Source organism: Streptomyces sp. STAM6, assembly GCF_054963715.1.
In genome coordinates this window covers 32,599-49,382 of sequence record NZ_JBUEFZ010000026.1, presented here as the reverse complement: position 1 = coordinate 49,382, position 16,784 = coordinate 32,599, and the positions used below count along the sequence as shown (strand labels likewise).

The 16,784-nt window shown below is 72.5% G+C and carries 17 protein-coding genes; 11 read left to right on the top strand and 6 right to left on the bottom strand.

Translation table 11 applies throughout. From position 1 onward, the window contains the following. The 5 genes from hypB (at position 1) to hypE (ending at position 5,876) form a co-directional block, all read left to right on the top strand. Positions 1–831 carry a hydrogenase nickel incorporation protein HypB gene (gene hypB, locus ACY34K_RS25395; RefSeq protein WP_462751029.1) on the top strand — a complete coding sequence of 277 codons (831 nt, stop codon included), beginning with the start codon at positions 1–3 and terminating at the stop codon, positions 829–831. Next, positions 828–3,290, top strand: coding sequence for a carbamoyltransferase HypF (hypF, locus tag ACY34K_RS25390; RefSeq protein ID WP_462751027.1), 2,463 nt, complete (start codon positions 828–830; stop codon positions 3,288–3,290). Before hypB ends, hypF begins: the two co-directional genes overlap by 4 nt. A 24-nt stretch (positions 3,291–3,314) precedes the next feature. After that, positions 3,315–3,638, top strand: coding sequence for a HypC/HybG/HupF family hydrogenase formation chaperone (locus ACY34K_RS25385; protein WP_462751025.1), 324 nt, complete (start codon positions 3,315–3,317; stop codon positions 3,636–3,638). Then, entirely contained in the window at positions 3,635–4,768 is a 1,134-nt protein-coding gene (hypD, locus tag ACY34K_RS25380) for a hydrogenase formation protein HypD (protein WP_462751023.1), read from the top strand. The genes ACY34K_RS25385 and hypD overlap by 4 nt, the downstream gene beginning before the upstream one ends. A 67-nt stretch (positions 4,769–4,835) precedes the next feature. Then, positions 4,836–5,876 (top strand): hydrogenase expression/formation protein HypE, encoded by a 1,041-nt coding sequence (gene hypE / locus ACY34K_RS25375; RefSeq protein WP_462751087.1) that lies wholly within the window; start codon positions 4,836–4,838, stop codon positions 5,874–5,876. 3 nt (positions 5,877–5,879) lie between these two features. On the opposite strand, the gene ACY34K_RS25370 is transcribed toward hypE, so the two are convergent. After that, positions 5,880–6,266 carry a hypothetical protein gene (locus tag ACY34K_RS25370; RefSeq protein WP_462751021.1) on the bottom strand — a complete coding sequence of 129 codons (387 nt, stop codon included), beginning with the start codon at positions 6,264–6,266 and terminating at the stop codon, positions 5,880–5,882. 138 nt (positions 6,267–6,404) lie between these two features. Beyond that, the gene (locus ACY34K_RS25365; RefSeq protein ID WP_462751019.1) at positions 6,405–6,821 is read right to left on the bottom strand and encodes a Fur family transcriptional regulator; all 417 of its coding nucleotides are present in this window, start codon (positions 6,819–6,821) and stop codon (positions 6,405–6,407) included. 225 nt (positions 6,822–7,046) lie between these two features. Here ACY34K_RS25365 and katG point away from each other — a divergent pair, with 225 nt between their 5' ends. Continuing rightward, entirely contained in the window at positions 7,047–9,272 is a 2,226-nt protein-coding gene (gene katG, locus ACY34K_RS25360) for a catalase/peroxidase HPI (RefSeq protein WP_462751017.1), read from the top strand. Positions 9,273–9,334: 62 nt separating this feature from the next. Here katG and ACY34K_RS25355 read toward each other — a convergent pair whose 3' ends face one another. Further along, positions 9,335–10,138, bottom strand: a complete 804-nt coding sequence (locus ACY34K_RS25355; RefSeq protein ID WP_462751015.1) for a phosphatidate cytidylyltransferase — start codon at positions 10,136–10,138, stop codon at positions 9,335–9,337. Next, complete coding sequence (locus ACY34K_RS25350; RefSeq protein WP_462751013.1) at positions 10,135–11,898, bottom strand: pyridoxal phosphate-dependent aminotransferase; 1,764 nt, start codon at positions 11,896–11,898, stop codon at positions 10,135–10,137. Before ACY34K_RS25350 ends, ACY34K_RS25355 begins: the two co-directional genes overlap by 4 nt. 173 nt (positions 11,899–12,071) lie before the next feature. Here ACY34K_RS25350 and ACY34K_RS25345 point away from each other — a divergent pair, with 173 nt between their 5' ends. Next, the gene (locus tag ACY34K_RS25345) at positions 12,072–12,869 is read left to right on the top strand and encodes an N-formylglutamate amidohydrolase (RefSeq protein WP_462751011.1); all 798 of its coding nucleotides are present in this window, start codon (positions 12,072–12,074) and stop codon (positions 12,867–12,869) included. A gap of 31 nt (positions 12,870–12,900) precedes the next feature. Here the strand turns inward: ACY34K_RS25345 and ACY34K_RS25340 are convergent, their stop codons facing one another. Next, complete coding sequence (locus ACY34K_RS25340; RefSeq protein ID WP_462751009.1) at positions 12,901–13,629, bottom strand: hypothetical protein; 729 nt, start codon at positions 13,627–13,629, stop codon at positions 12,901–12,903. 203 nt (positions 13,630–13,832) lie between these two features. Then, on the bottom strand, positions 13,833–14,228 hold the full coding sequence (locus ACY34K_RS25335) for a hypothetical protein (protein ID WP_462751007.1): 396 nt from the start codon (positions 14,226–14,228) through the stop codon (positions 13,833–13,835). A 122-nt stretch (positions 14,229–14,350) separates the two neighbouring features. Here ACY34K_RS25335 and ACY34K_RS25330 point away from each other — a divergent pair, with 122 nt between their 5' ends. The 4 genes from ACY34K_RS25330 to ACY34K_RS25315 all read left to right on the top strand — a co-directional run bounded on the left by ACY34K_RS25330 (position 14,351) and on the right by ACY34K_RS25315 (position 16,750). Next, a complete protein-coding gene (locus ACY34K_RS25330; RefSeq protein WP_462751005.1) occupies positions 14,351–15,577 on the top strand; it encodes a serine hydrolase domain-containing protein in 1,227 nt (408 codons plus the stop codon). Between the two features lie 4 nt (positions 15,578–15,581). Then, positions 15,582–16,082 (top strand): hypothetical protein, encoded by a 501-nt coding sequence (locus ACY34K_RS25325; protein WP_462751003.1) that lies wholly within the window; start codon positions 15,582–15,584, stop codon positions 16,080–16,082. Between the two features lie 99 nt (positions 16,083–16,181). Beyond that, on the top strand, positions 16,182–16,409 hold the full coding sequence (locus ACY34K_RS25320) for a hypervirulence associated TUDOR domain-containing protein (protein WP_462751001.1): 228 nt from the start codon (positions 16,182–16,184) through the stop codon (positions 16,407–16,409). Next, complete coding sequence (locus tag ACY34K_RS25315) at positions 16,406–16,750, top strand: DUF3140 domain-containing protein (RefSeq protein WP_462750999.1); 345 nt, start codon at positions 16,406–16,408, stop codon at positions 16,748–16,750. Before ACY34K_RS25320 ends, ACY34K_RS25315 begins: the two co-directional genes overlap by 4 nt. Positions 16,751–16,784 lie beyond the last annotated feature (34 nt).

Genomic DNA, 16,784 nt, shown 5'->3' with positions numbered 1-16,784 from the left:
ATGTGCCGTGCCGTAGACCTGCAGCAGGCGGTGCTCGCCCGCAACGCCGGCGCCGCGCAAACCCTCCGCACGCGGCTCGCCGACCGGGGGACCACGGTCGTCAACCTGCTCTCCAGCCCCGGCAGCGGCAAGACCGCCCTCCTGGAACGCGTCCTGGTACGGGCGCGCTCGCGCGGTGTCCCGGTGGCCGCCCTGACCGCGGACCTCGCCACCGAGAACGACGCCGTGCGCCTGGGCCGTTCCGGCGCACCGGTCAAGCAGGTCCTCACCGACGGGCTGTGCCACCTCGAGGCGGACATGCTCGCGCGACACCTCGACGGCTGGCTGCCGGAAGGCACCCGGCTGCTCTTCGTCGAGAACGTCGGCAACCTGGTCTGCCCGGCCTCCTACGACCTCGGCGAGTCCCTGCGGGTGGTCCTCGCGTCGGTCACCGAGGGCGAGGACAAGCCCCTGAAGTACCCGACCGCCTTCGGCCTGGCCAACCTGGTCGTGGTGACCAAGACCGACATCGCCGAGGCCGTCGGCTTCGACGAAGCGGCCTTCCTGACCAGCATCGCGCGGGTCAACCCGGGTGTGGAGGTGCTGATGAGCTCCGCCCGCCGCGGTGACGGCGAGGAAGCCCTCCTCGACAGGGCCCTGGCCGTGGCCGACGGCGCCGCCGTCCACACCCCGGTCATGGCACGCCAGCACACCGCCGGCGACGACCACGCGCCCGGACACACCCACACCCGTGCGCACGCGCATCCACACCCGCATCCGCGCCCGGACGAGCCGGGCGCGGCGGCCTCGCACACCTCCGCCGACGGCGCCATGGCGCAGACCGGCCGGTGACCGCCGACCCGCTCCCCGGCGAGCAGCCCGGCACTGCCGTACGGCGACGCGTCACCGTACGGGGCGTGGTGCAGGGCGTCGGCTTCCGCCCCTTCCTCCACCACCTCGCGACCGGACTCAGCCTCAGCGGCCACGCGACCAACACCGGGGAGGGAGTCGTCGCCGAGGTCGAAGGCGCGCCCAAGGAGGTCGCCCTGTTCTGCGACCGGATCGCGACCCACGCCCCGCCGCTGGCCGTCGTGGAGTCCGTCGAGCACCACCAGGTCCCCACCGAGGGCGGTACGGGCTTCGCCATCCTCGCCTCCCGGTCCGGCGGGCCCGTGCGCACACTCGTGCCGCCCGACACCGCCACCTGCGCGGACTGCCTCGCCGAACTGAACGCCCCGGGTGACCGGCGCCACCGGCACGCCTTCATCACCTGCACCCACTGCGGCCCGCGCTTCACGATCGTCACCGGTCTGCCCTACGACCGGGCCCACACCACGATGGCCGACTTCGCGATGTGCCAGGACTGCGCGCGCGAGTACGCCGACCCGGCCGACCGTCGCTTCCACGCCCAGCCCGTGGCGTGCCCCGACTGCGGCCCGACGCTCCGGCTGTTCATGGCCACACCCGCCGGGACGCCCGGGGCATCCGGGACGTCCGGGGAGCCGGTGGGCGGCACCTGCGGCCCGCCCCGCCATGTCCCCACGGACGACCCGGTCGCCGAGACCAGGAGACTGCTCGCCGCGGGCGCCGTCGTCGCGGTGAAGGGCCTGGGCGGCTACCACCTGGCCTGCGACGCCACCGACCCCCGTGCCGTCGCGACCCTGCGCCGGCGCAAGGGCCGGGGGAACAAGCCCTTCGCGCTGATGGCCCGTGACCTCACCGACCTCGACCACCTCGTGCACATCTCCCCCGAGGAACGCGCGCTGCTCACCGGCGCCGTCCGGCCCATCGTGCTGCTGCGCCGCCGCACCGGTGCCACGGCACCGCCCGGCGCCCCGGCACCCTGCCACGAGGTCGCTCCCGGCAGCCCCGACCTCGGTGTGATGCTGCCGTACACGCCGCTGCACCACCTGCTCCTGGGGCTGCCCGGCGACCCGGAAGGCCCCCGGCTGCTCGTCATGACCAGCGGCAATGTCTCGGGCGAGCCCATCGTCACCGACGACACCGAGGCCGTCGACCGCCTGGGCCCCCTCGTGGACGCCTGGCTCACCCACGACCGGCGCGTCCACGTTCCGTGCGACGACTCCGTCGTACGGATCTGCGACGGTGAACCGCTCGTCATGAGGCGCGCGAGGGGCTACGCCCCGGCACCCCTCACTCTGCCGGTCCCGGTACGCCCGGCGCTCGCGGTGGGCGGCGACCTGAAGAACGCGCTCTGCCTGGGCGAGGGACACCGCGCCTGGCTGTCCGCCCACATCGGCGACATGGACGACCTCGCCACCCAGCGGGCCTTCGAACGCGCCCGGTCGCACCTGGAGTCCCTCACGGGCGTGGCCCCGGGGCTCCTCGCCGCCGACCGCCACCCCGGCTATCGCTCCGCGCGAGCGGCGGACCGCCTGGCAGCAGGGCGCCCGGTCGTGCGGGTGCAGCACCACCACGCCCATGTCGCCGCCGCGATGGCGGAGCACGGCCTCGACGGGGGCCGGCGCGTGATCGGGGTGGCCTTCGACGGCACGGGCTACGGCGAGGACGGCGCCGTGTGGGGCGGCGAGTTCCTGCTCGCCGACTACGGCGGCTTCTTCCGCTTCGCCCATCTGGCCTACGCGCCCCTGCCGGGCGGCGACGCAGCCGTCCGCCGTCCCTACCGCATGGCGCTCGCCCACCTCCGCGCCGCCGGACTGGCCTGGCCGGACGACCTGCCGTGCGTCCGGGCCTGCCCCGCCGAGGAACGGCGCGTGCTGGAAGGGCAGTTGCGACGGAACCTCAATTGCGTTCCGACGTCCAGCATGGGCCGGCTCTTCGACGCGGTCTCCTCCCTCGCCGGCGTGTGCCATCTCTCGGACTACGAGGCCCGGGCGGCCGTCGAACTGGAGGCGGCCGCCCTCTCGGCCGGTGGCGCCGCGGCCGCCGCCCCGCCGGCCGGTGGCGTCGGCCGGGGACCCGGCTACGCCTTCACCCTCGTGCCCGGGCCGCCGGGCGGTCCCGCGGTGACGGCGGACCCCGCACCGGTGCTGGCGGCGGCCACCGACGACGTCCTGTCCGGCGCGGCCCCGGGCGTGGTGGCCGCCCGCTTCCACCATGCGGTCGCGGATCTCGTACGGCGGGTCTGCTCCCTGGCGCGCGAGCGGCACGCCATGGACGTCGTGGCCCTGACGGGCGGGGTGTTCGCCAACACCCTGCTCTCCTCGGCCTGCGCGGCGGCGCTGCGGCAGGACGGCTTCACCGTCCTGCGCCACCACCGCGTGCCGCCGGGTGACGGCGGCCTCGCGCTCGGCCAGCTCATGGTGGCCGCCCGCGCGACCCGACAGTGACGCATCCCGAGTGAGGAGAGGCCCATGTGCCTGGCGGTACCCGGCAGAGTGCTCGACATCGAGGAACGGGACGGAACACGCATGGCCACCGTCGACTTCGGCGGCGTGGTCAAGGAGGTGTGCCTCGAATACGTCCCCGACCTCCGGGTCGGCGAGTACGCCATCGTCCACGTCGGATTCGCGCTCCAGCGCCTCGACGAGGAGTCGGCCCGGCGCACCCTGGAGCTGTTCGCCGAACTGGGCCTGCTCCAGGAGGAGTTCGGCGACCCGTGGCAGGCGGCGGCCGCCGAGGCGGGTGGGGCCACGGCACCCGGTGCGTCCGACACGACACAGGAGGTACCGCGGTGAAGTACATCGACGAGTTCCAGGACCCGGAGCTGGCGCGCCGGCTGCTGGACGACATCCGCGCCACCGTGACCCGGCCGTGGGCGCTGATGGAGGTGTGCGGAGGCCAGACGCACAGCATCATCCGGCACGGCGTCGACCAGCTCCTGCCGGACGAGGTCGAACTCATCCACGGCCCGGGCTGCCCGGTCTGCGTCACCCCGCTGGAGGTCATCGACAAGGCGCTCGCGATCGCGTCCCGGCCCGAGGTGATCTTCTGCTCGTTCGGCGACATGCTCCGCGTGCCCGGGACCGACCGAGACCTGTTCCAGGTCCGCGGCGAAGGCGGGGACGTACGCGTCGTCTACTCGCCGCTCGACGCCCTGCGCATCGCCCAGCAGAACCCGGACCGCGAGGTGGTGTTCTTCGGGATCGGCTTCGAGACGACCGCCCCGCCGAACGCCATGACGGTGCATCAGGCGCACCGCTCGGGCATCCGCAACTTCAGCCTGCTCGTCTCCCACGTCCGCGTCCCACCGGCGATCGAGGCCATCATGCGCTCGCCGGAGTGCCGGGTCCAGGCGTTCCTCGCGGCCGGACACGTGTGCAGTGTCATGGGCACCGGTGAGTACCCGGAGCTGGCCGAACGCCACCGCGTCCCGATCGTGGTCACCGGATTCGAACCCCTCGACATCCTCGAAGGGATCCGCCGCGCCGTCCGGCAGCTGGAGCGGGGCGAGCACACCGTCGACAACGCCTACCCGCGCGCGGTCAGGCCCGAGGGCAACCCGGCCGCCCGGGCCATGCTGGACGACGTCTTCGAGGTCACCGACCGGGCCTGGCGCGGCATCGGCGTGATCCCCGACAGCGGCTGGCGGCTGGCGGAGCGCTACCGGCAGTACGACGCCGAGCGCCGTTTCCAGGTGACCGGCATCAACACCCGTGAACCGGCCGCGTGCCGCAGCGGGGAGGTCCTGCAGGGCCTGCTGAAGCCCCACGAGTGCGAGGCGTTCGGCACCGTCTGCACCCCGCGCACGCCGCTCGGGGCCACCATGGTCTCCAGCGAGGGCGCGTGCGCCGCCTACTACCTGTACCGGCGGCTCGATCTCCCGGCCGCACCGAGGGAGGCGACCCCCGTTGTCACACACGGCTGACACCGCCGGCACCGTTCCGGCCGGCCCCGCGTCCGGCGCCGCGCCGGCACCCGGGGAGCACGCCGACATGCTGGCGTGGACCTGCCCCGCCCCCCTGCGCGACCAGGGCCGCGTCGTCATGGGCCACGGCGGCGGGGGAGCCCTCTCCGCCGAACTGGTCCGGGACGTCTTCGCCCCCGCCTACGGCGGCGAGGTGCTCGCGCAGATGGGCGATGCCGCCACCGTCACGCTGGCCGGCGTCCGGCTCGCCTTCTCCACCGATTCCTACGTCGTCCGGCCGCTCTTCTTCCCCGGCGGCAGCATCGGGGACCTCGCGGTCAACGGAACCGTGAACGATCTCGCCATGAGCGGCGCCCGGCCCGCGTACCTCTCCTGCGGGTTCATCCTGGAGGAGGGCGTCGAGACCCGGACGGTCGGCCGGGTGGCCGAGGCGCTGGGCGCCGCGGCACGTGCCGCCGGGGTCGAGATCGCGACGGGGGACACCAAGGTCGTCGAGGCCGGTCATGGCGACGGCGTCTACATCAACACCGCCGGGATCGGCATCGTCCCGGAGGGCGTCGATCTCCGGCCGCAGCGCGTCGTGCCCGGCGACGCCGTGCTCGTCAGCGGAGCCGTCGGACTGCACGGTGTCGCGATCATGAGCGTGCGGGAGGGCCTGGAGTTCGAGGTGGAGGTCGAGAGCGACTGCGCCCCGCTGAACGGCCTCGTCGGAGCCATGCTGGGCGTCACTCCCGATCTGCACGCCCTGCGCGACCCCACACGCGGTGGCCTCGCGGCCGCCCTCAACGAGATCGCGGCCGCGTCGGGCACCGGAATCGTCCTTGACGAGCGGACGATTCCGGTCCCGCCCGCGGTCGCCAACGCGTGCGCGATCCTGGGCCTGGACCCGTTGTACGTCGCCAACGAGGGCAAGCTGGTCGCCTTCGTGCCGCGCGAGCACGCCGACGCGGTCCTGGAGGCGATGCGCGCGCACCCGCTGGGCGCCGGCGCGGCCATGATCGGGGAGGTGGTGGACCGCCACCCCGGCATGGTGGTGGCGAGGACCGCGCTCGGCGGAACCCGAGTCGTCGACCTGCCGATGGGGGAACAGCTGCCGCGGATCTGCTGACGCTCAGCCCGGGCGGCGCTTGGAGGACGGATCCTGCGGATCGACACCGGAGAAGGCGGAGGCGTCCTTCGTCCCGCTGGGCCGCTGCGAGCGGCCCTTGCGGCCGGTGTCGCGCATGCCCTCCTGGGACTGCCGCCCGTACTCCTCGCCCCGCTTGCCGCTGCTCTCGGCCTCCTCGCCGGTCACGGGCGTCGTCTCCTCCGCGGAGGGTTTCCTGCCCTTTCCCGGGCGCGGCGCGTGGTCCTTCGCCCGGAAGGAGCGCGGTGCGCTCGGGTTGTCCTGCTGGCGTGTGTCGTCGACGTCGGGCGCCCAGCCATGCTGTTCGGTGCCCCGATGACGACTCGGGCCCTGGCCGTGCGACGGCTCTGACGGCTGAGGTTTCTTCGGCATGAGGGACCACCTGTCGGTCGAGGCCGGGCACGCGAAGCGCACACCGCTGTGCATAAATCATCCCATTTATGCACGATCTGTGCACATGGGTGCGTGGTGCGAGGGTGCCCGGCCGCTGCCGGGGCGGCCGTCTCGCCCTCAGGGGCGGGCGCAGTCGGGGCACAGGCCCCAGTAGGTCATCTCCACGCCCGAGACGGTGAAGCCGAAACGCTCGGAGGCTGGCAGTCCGGCCAGGGGGTCACCGACCGGATGGACGTCCCGGATAGTGCCGCAGCCCGAGCACACCAGGTGGTGGTGGGGGCGGTGGGCATTCGGGTCGTAGCGCTTGGCCCGGCCGTCGGTGGACACCTCGGTCACCTCGCCGAGCGCGACGAGCTCGCCGAGGGTGTTGTAGACCGTCGCCCGGGAGACCTCCGGCAGCCGGGCCGTCGCCCGCGCGAGCACCTCGTCCGCCGTGAGATGGACATGCTCGCCGGCGAGGACCTCGGCGACCACCCGCCGCTGGGCGGTCATGCGCCAGCCGCGCCCTCGGAGCCGTTCCAGCAGATCGCTCATGCGCACCACCCCAACCGTGACGTTCGCCGAAAGGATCAGGTCGATTTCGACATCCCATTGACTTGGACTTTGTCCATTGTAGGATCAGTTCTTGCGACAACCAAGGGACAGGACGACAGCAGGGAAGCGCACGTGACGACGGTCCCCGACCGGAACCGGCGTCCTGACTGCTCCGTGGCCCCTGGTTCCCGAGCACAGAGATCCGCCTGATCCGGAGGGATTCCCATGCCTGAGAACCACGACGCGATCGTCACTGACCCGAAGCCGGAGGGCGGAGGCGGCTGCCCGGTGACCCACCAGCGCGCCCCGCACCCGACCCAGGGCGGCGGCAACCGCCAGTGGTGGCCCGAGCGGCTCAACCTGAAGATCCTCGCCAAGAACCCGGCCGTGGCCAACCCCCTCGGCGAGGACTTCGACTACGCCGAGGCGTTCAAGAGCCTCGACCTCCCCGCCGTGAAGCGGGACATCGCGGAGGTGCTGACCACCTCGCAGGACTGGTGGCCCGCCGACTTCGGCCACTACGGCCCCTTCATCATCCGCATGGCCTGGCACAGCGCCGGCACCTACCGGATCAGCGACGGCCGCGGCGGCGCCGGCGCCGGACAGCAGCGCTTCGCACCGCTCAACAGCTGGCCGGACAACGCCAACCTCGACAAGGCGCGCCGCCTGCTGTGGCCGGTCAAGAAGAAGTACGGACAGAACCTGTCCTGGGCCGACCTCATGATCCTCGCGGGCAATGTCGCCCTGGAGACGATGGGCTTCGAGACCTTCGGCTTCGCCGGCGGCCGCGCGGACGTGTGGGAGCCCGACGAGGACGTCTACTGGGGCCCCGAGACCACCTGGCTCGACGACCGGCGCTACACCGGCGACCGCGAGCTGGAGAACCCCCTCGGCGCCGTCCAGATGGGCCTCATCTACGTCAACCCCGAAGGCCCCAACGGCAATCCGGACCCGATCGCCGCGGCCCGCGACATCCGTGAGACGTTCCGCCGGATGGCCATGAACGACGAGGAGACGGTCGCCCTGATCGCCGGCGGCCACACCTTCGGCAAGACCCACGGCGCGGGCCCCTCCGACCACGTCGGCGACGACCCCGAAGCCGCCTCCCTGGAGGAGCAGGGCCTCGGCTGGAAGAGCACCTACGGCACGGGCAAGGGCGCGGACACGATCACCTCCGGCCTGGAGGTCACCTGGACCACCACGCCGACCCGGTGGAGCAACAACTTCTTCGAGAACCTCTTCGCCTACGAGTACGAGCTCTCCCAGAGCCCGGCAGGCGCCCACCAGTGGGTCGCCAAGAACGCCGAGGCGATCATCCCCGACGCCTATGACTCGTCGAGGAAGCACCTCCCGACGATGCTCACCACCGACCTGGCGCTGCGCTTCGACCCGGTCTACGAGCAGATCTCCCGCCGCTTCCTGGAGAACCCCGACCAGTTCGCGGACGCCTTCGCCCGCGCCTGGTTCAAGCTCACCCACCGCGACATGGGCCCGGTCGCCCGCTACCTCGGCCCGGAGGTACCCTCCGAGGTGCTGCTGTGGCAGGACCCCCTGCCGGAGCGGACGTACGAGCTGATCGACGCCGCCGACATCGCCTCCCTCAAGGAGCAGATCCTCGCCACGGACCTGTCCGTGCCGCAGCTCGTGTCCGCCGCCTGGGCGTCGGCCTCGTCCTTCCGCGGCAGCGACAAGCGCGGCGGCGCCAACGGCGCGCGCGTCCGCCTCCAGCCGCAGAGCGGCTGGGAGGTCAACGACCCGGACCGGCTCGCCGGCGTCCTGCGCACCCTGGAGGGCATCCAGGAGTCCTTCAACACCGCCCAGTCCGGCGGCAAGCAGGTCTCCCTGGCCGACCTCATCGTGCTGGCCGGCGGCGCGGCTGTCGAACAGGCCGCCAGGGACGCGGGCTTCGACATCCAGGTCCCGTTCACACCGGGCCGCGTGGACGCCTCGCAGGAGCAGACGGACGTCGAGTCCTTCGCCGCCCTGGAGCCGACCGCCGACGGCTTCCGCAACTACACCGGCAAGGGCAACCGCCTCCCGGCCGAGTACCTGCTGCTCGACAAGGCCAACCTGCTCACCCTGAGCGCTCCCGAGCTGACGGTCCTCGTCGGCGGCCTCCGCGTCCTGGGCGCCAACCAGGGCCAGTCGAAGCACGGCGTCCTCACCGACAAGCCGGGCACCCTGACCAATGACTTCTTCGTCAACCTGCTCGACCTGGGCACCACATGGAAGTCCACCTCCGAGGCGCAGGACGAGTTCGAGGGCCGCGACGCCGCCACGGGTGACCTCAAGTGGACCGGCACCCGTGCCGACCTCGTCTTCGGCTCGAACTCCGAACTGCGGGCCCTGGCGGAGGTGTACGCCTCCGACGACGCGAAGGAGAAGTTCGTCAGGGACTTCGTCGCCGCGTGGGACAAGGTCATGAACCTGGACCGGTTCGACCTCGTCTGACCCGAGCCCGGGCCGGCCCCCTCGGGCCGGCCCGGAGCGGACGGCGCCCGTGCGGACGGGCGTCAGCGCAGCACCAGCAGCACCGCCAGCGCGATCAGCAGGGAGTCGATCCGGTCCAGCAGCCCGCCGGAGCCGGGCAGCCACCGCCCGGCGTCCTTGGCCTTGGCACCCCTTTTGATCATCGATTCGAGCAGGTCCCCGAGAGGACCGCCGACCGCCACGGCGATCGCGGTGGGCCAGGTCAGTGCCGACAGTACGGCGAGCGTGCCGAGACCGGCCGCGGCTCCCGCGAGGGTTCCGCTCCACCGCTTGGCGGGTGACAGCGGCGACAGCCGGGGCCCGCCCAGTCGCGGGCCGGCGAAGTACGCCACGATGTCGGCGATCGAGACGGCCACGAACAGGACCAGCGCGAGAGCCCCGAGCGGTACCAGCGCGGCCAGCACACCGAGCCAGGCCAGCCCGAGCAGGCCGGCACCGAGCCGGCGCAGGCCGTGCTCCGAGTCGCCGGCGAGCAGCGGCACACCGGCCACCGCGAGCGCGCCGGCCGCCGCGACCCTGGGCAACTCACCGGGCGCGAGCCAGGCCGCCAGCACGAGAGCGACGATCGCCGCGGCCAGCACCGCCCGATCCCATCGGCCCAGCCGCAGCAGCCCGCCGAACTCCATCGCCCCGACGACCCCGACCACAGCGGCGACGGCCGCGGTCCCCGGGCCGCCGAGCCAGAACGCCCCGGTCACCAGAGGGACTCCGAGCGCCCAGACACACCACCGGACCATGAGCTCGCGCCGCCGGGACGCCGCCACCGCGACGCCCGCCACCACCAGCGCACCGCCGAGATGGGGCACCAGGCCGGCCACGGTGATCAACGAACCGCCCGGCCGGCCGGCCCAACCGACGGCACCCCGTGCGACCGCAGCGCATCCAGGGCGTCCGCGCACGCGGCCACGATGCGCGCGTTCTCGTCCGTGTCCCGGACCGCGACCCGGACGGTGCGGCCCTCGTACTGCGGAGACATCGGCGACAGATCCCGCAGGTAGACGTCGTGGCGCCGGCACTCGCGGACCAGTTGGGCCGCGCTCGGCCCTCCGGCAGGCAGCGTCACCGTGAGGAAATTGGCCACCGCCTCCTCGACCGCCGAGAACGCCTCCAGGCCCGTCAGAGCCGCGGCGAGCTCACGGCGCAGCCCATGCGTCCGGGCCCAGCGGCCGGCGTAGTACACGGGATTGCGCAGAGCCGCCACGGCGGCCAGCTGAGCCGGCAGGCCGACGGGCCACGGGGGCGTCCACCGGCGAAGCTCTCCCGCCGTGCCCGGATCGGCGACCAGGTACGCCGCTCGCACGCCGGACAGCGCGTACATCTTGGACAGCGAGGTGCACACGGTGACCCGCGGGTCGACCGCGGCGAACTCCGCCAGCGAGTCCGCCGGATCGACGTACCCCAGGTACGCCTCGTCGATCCACCACCGGGTACGAGCCGGCGAGGCCTCGATCACCGAGCGCAGTTCCGCAGCGGGCGCGTGGCGGCCGGTCGGATTGTTGGGATTGACCACCACCACGAGGTCGTACCGGCCGGTCCGCGTCGCGGCGGCCAGCCGGGCCGGATCGACGCGCCAGCCGTCCTCGCGGTGCAGCCGGAGCCGGTCCACCCGGCAGCCGATCACCCGCTCCGTGACATGGGCGTACTCGCCGTAGCTCGGGTCGAGCAGCAGCACGCGGCTGTCCGGGGTCAGCCACCGGCCGAACGCCCGGAAGATCAAGTCGGACGAGCCGGCCCCGACCGCGATTGACTCCTGGGGGAGCGCACGCACCTGGGCGATCTCGGCGAGCAGGCCCTCCGCGCCCGTCGGCGGTGAAGTCCGGGCAACCCAGTCCGGATCCTCCGCGAGGACCGCACTCACCTCGGGGGCCGGCGGGAACCAGGCGTCCAGCACATCGGCCGTGACGACCCGATGACGCCGGTGCACACTGCGGAAGTCGGCGCCGATGGCGGTGAACGAGGCGCCGCCGTGTTCGCAGCCGTCGGAGCGGGGAGCGAACGGCACGTCCAGCTGCCAGTCCAGACCGGACCGCAGGCGTTCCACCGCGCGGCCGTACCGGTCCATCGTCGTCCTCGTCAGCTCGCCCACGGAACCGGTCAGCACCTCGAACGTCGCGGCACCGCGGCGGACGGTGCGCCCGACCGGGCGCAGGCCGGTGGCGACGTACATGTCGAGCAGCTCCGTGCGGCCCATCGCCACCACCCGGCGGCCGCCCCGGGACGCGATCCAGCGCAGCGCCGCGTACATCAGCAGCGCCGCGGCGGCGGTGCTCCGCCAGCGCGGCTCGACGGTGAGGACGCGCACCTCGAACGGCGCGTCCTCCGTCAGCAGCGGCAACTCCTCGCGGGTCACGTACCTGTCCAGCCCGTAGCGGCCCGCCCACGGCGGTGTGAGGCTGACGAAGCCGATCCGCGTCGTTCCGCGCGCCACGACGAGACACACATGGTCGTCGTCCAACCCGTCTGTCAGCCGCCCCGACGGATCCGCCGGATACTGACCCAGCTCCTCGGCATAGACCCGATGACGCAGCTCGTGGATCCAGTCGAGGTCGAGAGCGGTGGCAGCACGCAGCTGCAGGGCATGGTTCAAGGATGTCCCCCTGGCACGGATTGCAGTCCGCGACCCAGCATGGGAGAGACGGGTGGTGCGCGCGTGAGTACGCGTACTCAGTCTGTTCATGGGTGACTTGAGCAACGCCGCCGACCGGGCACATGCTTGTCGCGCTCCGCCCGCCTCCACACCCCCGACGCACCGAGGACCCCATGAACCACTCGCCCGACTCCTTCCGGCTCGTTCCGGGCGCCGGAACGTCGCCTGCCATCCTGCACGTACCGCACTCCTCGCGCGTCGTACCGGAGTCCGTCCGCGCCGGAATCGTGCTGGACGACCCCGCGCTCGAACGGGAACTCGACCACATCACCGACTCCCACACCGCCGCCGTCGCCGCGGCGGCCGCGGCGCGGGCCGCCGTCACACCGTGGCAGTTCGTCAACCGGCTCTCGCGCCTCGTCATCGACCCCGAGCGCTTTCCCGACGAGCGCGAGGAGATGCTCGCCGTGGGCATGGGAGCGGTCTACACCCACACCACGCACCGGGAGCGACTGCGCCCGGACGGCTTCGACGGCCGGCCGCTCGTCGACCGCTACTTCCACCCGTACGCGGACGCGATGACGCGGGCCGTGGAGGACCGGCTGGAGGCCGTCGGACGGGCCGTGATCATCGACGTGCACTCGTACCCGACGGCGCCCCTCCCGTACGAACTGCACGGCGACGGCCACCGGCCGCCGATCTGCCTGGGCACGGACCCCTTCCACACCCCGCCCGGCCTCCTCGCCGCGGCCGGGAAGGCCTTCGCGGACTTCGGGGGCACGGGACTCGACAGCCCCTTCGCCGGCACCTATGTGCCGCTGAAGCACTACCGCAAGGACGAGCGGGTCGGTGCGCTGATGATCGAGATCCGCCGGGACGTCTACATGTCCGAACCGGGCGGCCCCGCCGGACCCGGCCTGGTCGCCCTGGCGGCGGCCCTGGCGGAACTCGTGGACAGCCTGCTTCCGTAGCGTGCCGTCGGCCGCGGCCGACGCCGCCGGGTCAGACCGGCTCGCCCCAGGCGGTCAGCAGCCCCGCCAGCCACGCGGGCGGCAGTTCGGCGGCGTCCCACTCCTCCCTCAGCTCCGACGGCGCCGCGGCGAGCCGCTCCAGGACCGCGACGCTGGTGGGGGAGTGGACCAGGGAGTATCGGCCGTGTACGGCGATGGAGCTGCCCGGGCCGTACTGCCCGTAAAGTCGCTCCAGACGTGCCCGGTTGGCCGAGGCGAACCGCGCCAGCAGCCCCGCGTACGCCGCCCGCCGCCTGGCGCCCATCGTGCCGAGAACGGCCGTGAGCACCTGCTCGGAAACCTCGGGATCGAGGTCGGAGGCGGTAGTGAACGACAGGTAGAGAGGCACGACCGCCGCCTTCGCGCCCTCCACCTGCGTCCTGCTGACCGGAGGGCGAGCGTCCTCCTCGAGGGCCGGCCCGTCCGGCTCGACGGCCTGCCGCAGCGCCCGTTCGGCGAGCTCACCGAGTTCATCGGCGACGGCCCGGGCACCGTCCGTCCAGCCGGACTCGTACAGCTCGCCCTTCCCGGGGGCGCTCCGCCCCGACCCGCCGATCTCCCGGTGCGCCCGGGCGAGGGCGCCGGCCTCGACGAGCCCGATCAGCTCCTCCGCGTCACCGGAGAACACCCCCGCCCGGCCGAGGAGCTGGAGGAGCGTCCTCTTCGCGTTGCGCACGCTGACCTCGTCCAGCTCCTGCCGTCCTTCTTCGGCGGCGTTCATCGGGTCCTCCTCATCCCATGGGTCGTGCGGTGCGCGTACGCGGAACGCGCCGTTCGGGTGTTCAACGCGCGACGGTCGTGCGGAGACACTGCCGCACACGGCGCATGCCGTGCCCCGTCACACCATCAGCGACCCCATCATGCGCATGGGACGCCCGGCAAGCAGTGACGATCGAAAGACCGGCGGATCGCGGGCGACCGCGCTCAGGCGGAGACGAAGAGATCCTCGTCTGCCCCGTCGAGGACGAATCCGTTGTCGAAGCGGACGCGGACCGTCACGCGGAGCCTCTGCTGCTCGTGGGCCGCCCACGCGGGTTCCAGGGAGGCGACCTGCTCCTCCAGCCGCGCCCTGCTTCCCGGCGGCATCTGGTGGCCGAAGTCGTCGAGGAGCGACGTGAGCCGTACGTACTCCCGGACCTCCTGGCTCTGCTCCTCGTGCCGGTGGCCGTTCGTCCGTTCGACGGTGCCCTCGGTGCCCGCGGCCAGCGACAGACACCCTGCGACGACACCCGGCTCCGTCGGGGCACCGTCGGCCACGGTGACCGACCCCAGCGCGAGGTCCCTCGCCAGCTTCACCCGCCGGCCCTCCTGCAGTGTCATGCGATCCTTCGTCTCAGCTCGGTTGACGCCATTATCCGCGGCCCAACCCCGGACCCGCGTCCGGCGTCCTTCCCCCCACAGGGGCCGCCACCGGCCCCCTGGTGACCCGGAGGGGCGTATTCATGAAACAGAGGGCTGCATCCGCCTTACTCGCGCTGGCGCTGGCCGCGGCCGTGGGAGGCGCCACGGTCGCCCCGGCCGCACACGCGGCGCGGAACCAGCGCGGACACGAGGCGACCCGGGCCGCACTGCGTGACCTGGTCGTCAAGGGCGGACTGCCCGGAGTGGCCGCCGCAACCCGCAACGGCGACGAGAGGTGGGCCGGCACGGCGGGTCACGCGGACACCGCCACGGGCCGGAAGCGTTCCGCCCGCGACCACTTCCGCGGCGCCAGCATCACCAAGACGTTCATCGCGACGGTCCTGCTCCAGCTGGAGGCGGAAGGCGAACTGAGCCTCGACGACACGGTCGGGCAGTGGCTGCCCGGCCTGGTGCGCGGGAACGGTTACGACGGCGACGAGATCACCCTGCGCCGGCTCCTCAACCACACCAGCGGCATCGCCGACTACACGGACGACCCCGACTTCCTGCACGACGCCGCCGGTCCCGGCTTCCCGCAGCACCGGTACGACACCCATACGCCCGAGGAACTCGTCACGGTCGCGCTGAAGCGCCCACCGCTCCCCGACCCGGAGAGGACTCCGGTGTACTCCAACACCAACTTCGTCATCGCCGGCATGGTCATCGAGAGGGCGACGGGCCGTACCTACGCCCAGGAGACCACCCGCCGCATCATCAAGCCGCTGAAACTGCGCGGGACGTCCTTCCCCGGCACGTCGCCGCGGATGCCCGACCCGCACCCCGTCGGCTACTCCCGCCTCCACCGGACCGACCCCGGCGCCACCGTCCACGACGCCACCGAGCAGAACATGACCTGGCTGGGCGCCGCCGGCGACATCATCTCCACCAGCGGCGACCTCAACCGCTTCCACCGTGCCCTGATGCGCGGTGAGCTGCTGCCCGCCGCACAGCTGAAGGATATGCTCGAGGAGACCCCGGCGGGCGAAGGGACCGGCTACGGACTCGGGGTCGAGTTCGCCGAGCTGTCCTGCGGCGTGCGGGTGGTGGGCAAAAGCGGCCGTACGAACGGCTCCCTCTCCGCGATGGTCGGCACGAAGGACGGAAAGCACCAGCTGACCTTCAACGCCAACGGCGACTGGCTACGGGACCCGTCGCTCTACATCAACGTCATCGAGGCCGAGTTCTGCGGCAGGATCCCGGCCCCGACCGGCACGTCGTCGTCCCCGGCGAGCCGGCTCCCCGACTCCCTCGCCGCCTCCTCCCGGTGAACTCATGACCGGACACCGTCCGCCGCCGGCCCTCGCCCGGCTGCATGTGCTCGCCGACGACATGGGGGACGCCCCTCACCCCTTCCGGCCGCGAGGTGCCGAGCTGGTCGAGGCAGCCGTCGACGCCCTTCTCGCCGGCGTCGACTCCCTCTCGCTGCGGCTGCTGGCAGGACTCGCACGGGCTGCCGACGCCGAAGCCGCCGAGCTGTTCGCCGCCACCACGCACGAACTCGGCATCACACCCCTCGACCGCGGTGAGGTCGACGCCGCCCGGTGGACCCTGATCCGGTGGACGTCGGAACGCGTCGCCCGCGGGGAACTCGACCCGATCCGCGGCGCCCGGTCCGTCTGGGAGACCGGCTGCGAGCTGGTCGACCCCGCCGAGGTGCAGCTCCTCGGACGGATGCTGCTCGATCTCTTCGACGAGTGGGGGGAGCCGGTCCCGGTAGAACCCCGCCACCGGCACGTCTTCGAGGCCGAGCTCCACCGGCTGCTCACCCGATAGCGGCCACCGCTCCTCGTGGACCGCCTGCGGATGCGGCACCGGGTGTCTTGCCCAAGGCTGGAGGCATTCCAGAGAGCCCGCCGAGCCAAGGAGCGGATCGTGTCGAAGAAGGACGGCCTGAACAAGGGCGACCGGGTGTCGTGGAAGAGCCATGGGCAGACCGTGGCGGGGAAGGTCAAGAAGAAGATCACGGACCGGACCAGGGCCGCGGGCCGGACGGTCGACGCGTCGAAGGACGAGCCGCAGTACGAGGTGGAGAGCGACAAGTCCGGCCGCTCGGCCGTGCACAAACCGGGTGCCCTGCGCAGGAGGGGCAAGAACGCGTGACGGCCGCGAAGCCGGGGGACGGTGATCGGGAAGAGACACGGAAGGCGTTCACGGACGCGGTCAACATGACGGCCGCCGAACTGGAGAAGTGGCTGGCGACGGACGAGTCGAAGAGCGTGGGACAGAGCGACGGCGGCGAGAGCGTCGGACACGCCTCCGGGCGGCGCATCGTCGACCTCCTGCACACGAAGAAGGCGGAGCTCAGCGACGACGACCTCGCGCACATGCGCAAGGTCGTCGGATACGTCCACCGGCACATCAAGCAGCGGCCCGGCGGTGACGTCACGGAGACCCGGTGGCGCTATTCGCTCATGAACTGGGGGCACGACCCCCTGAAGTGATGAGCGGCAGTGCGAAACCCGAACGGTGCAGCCG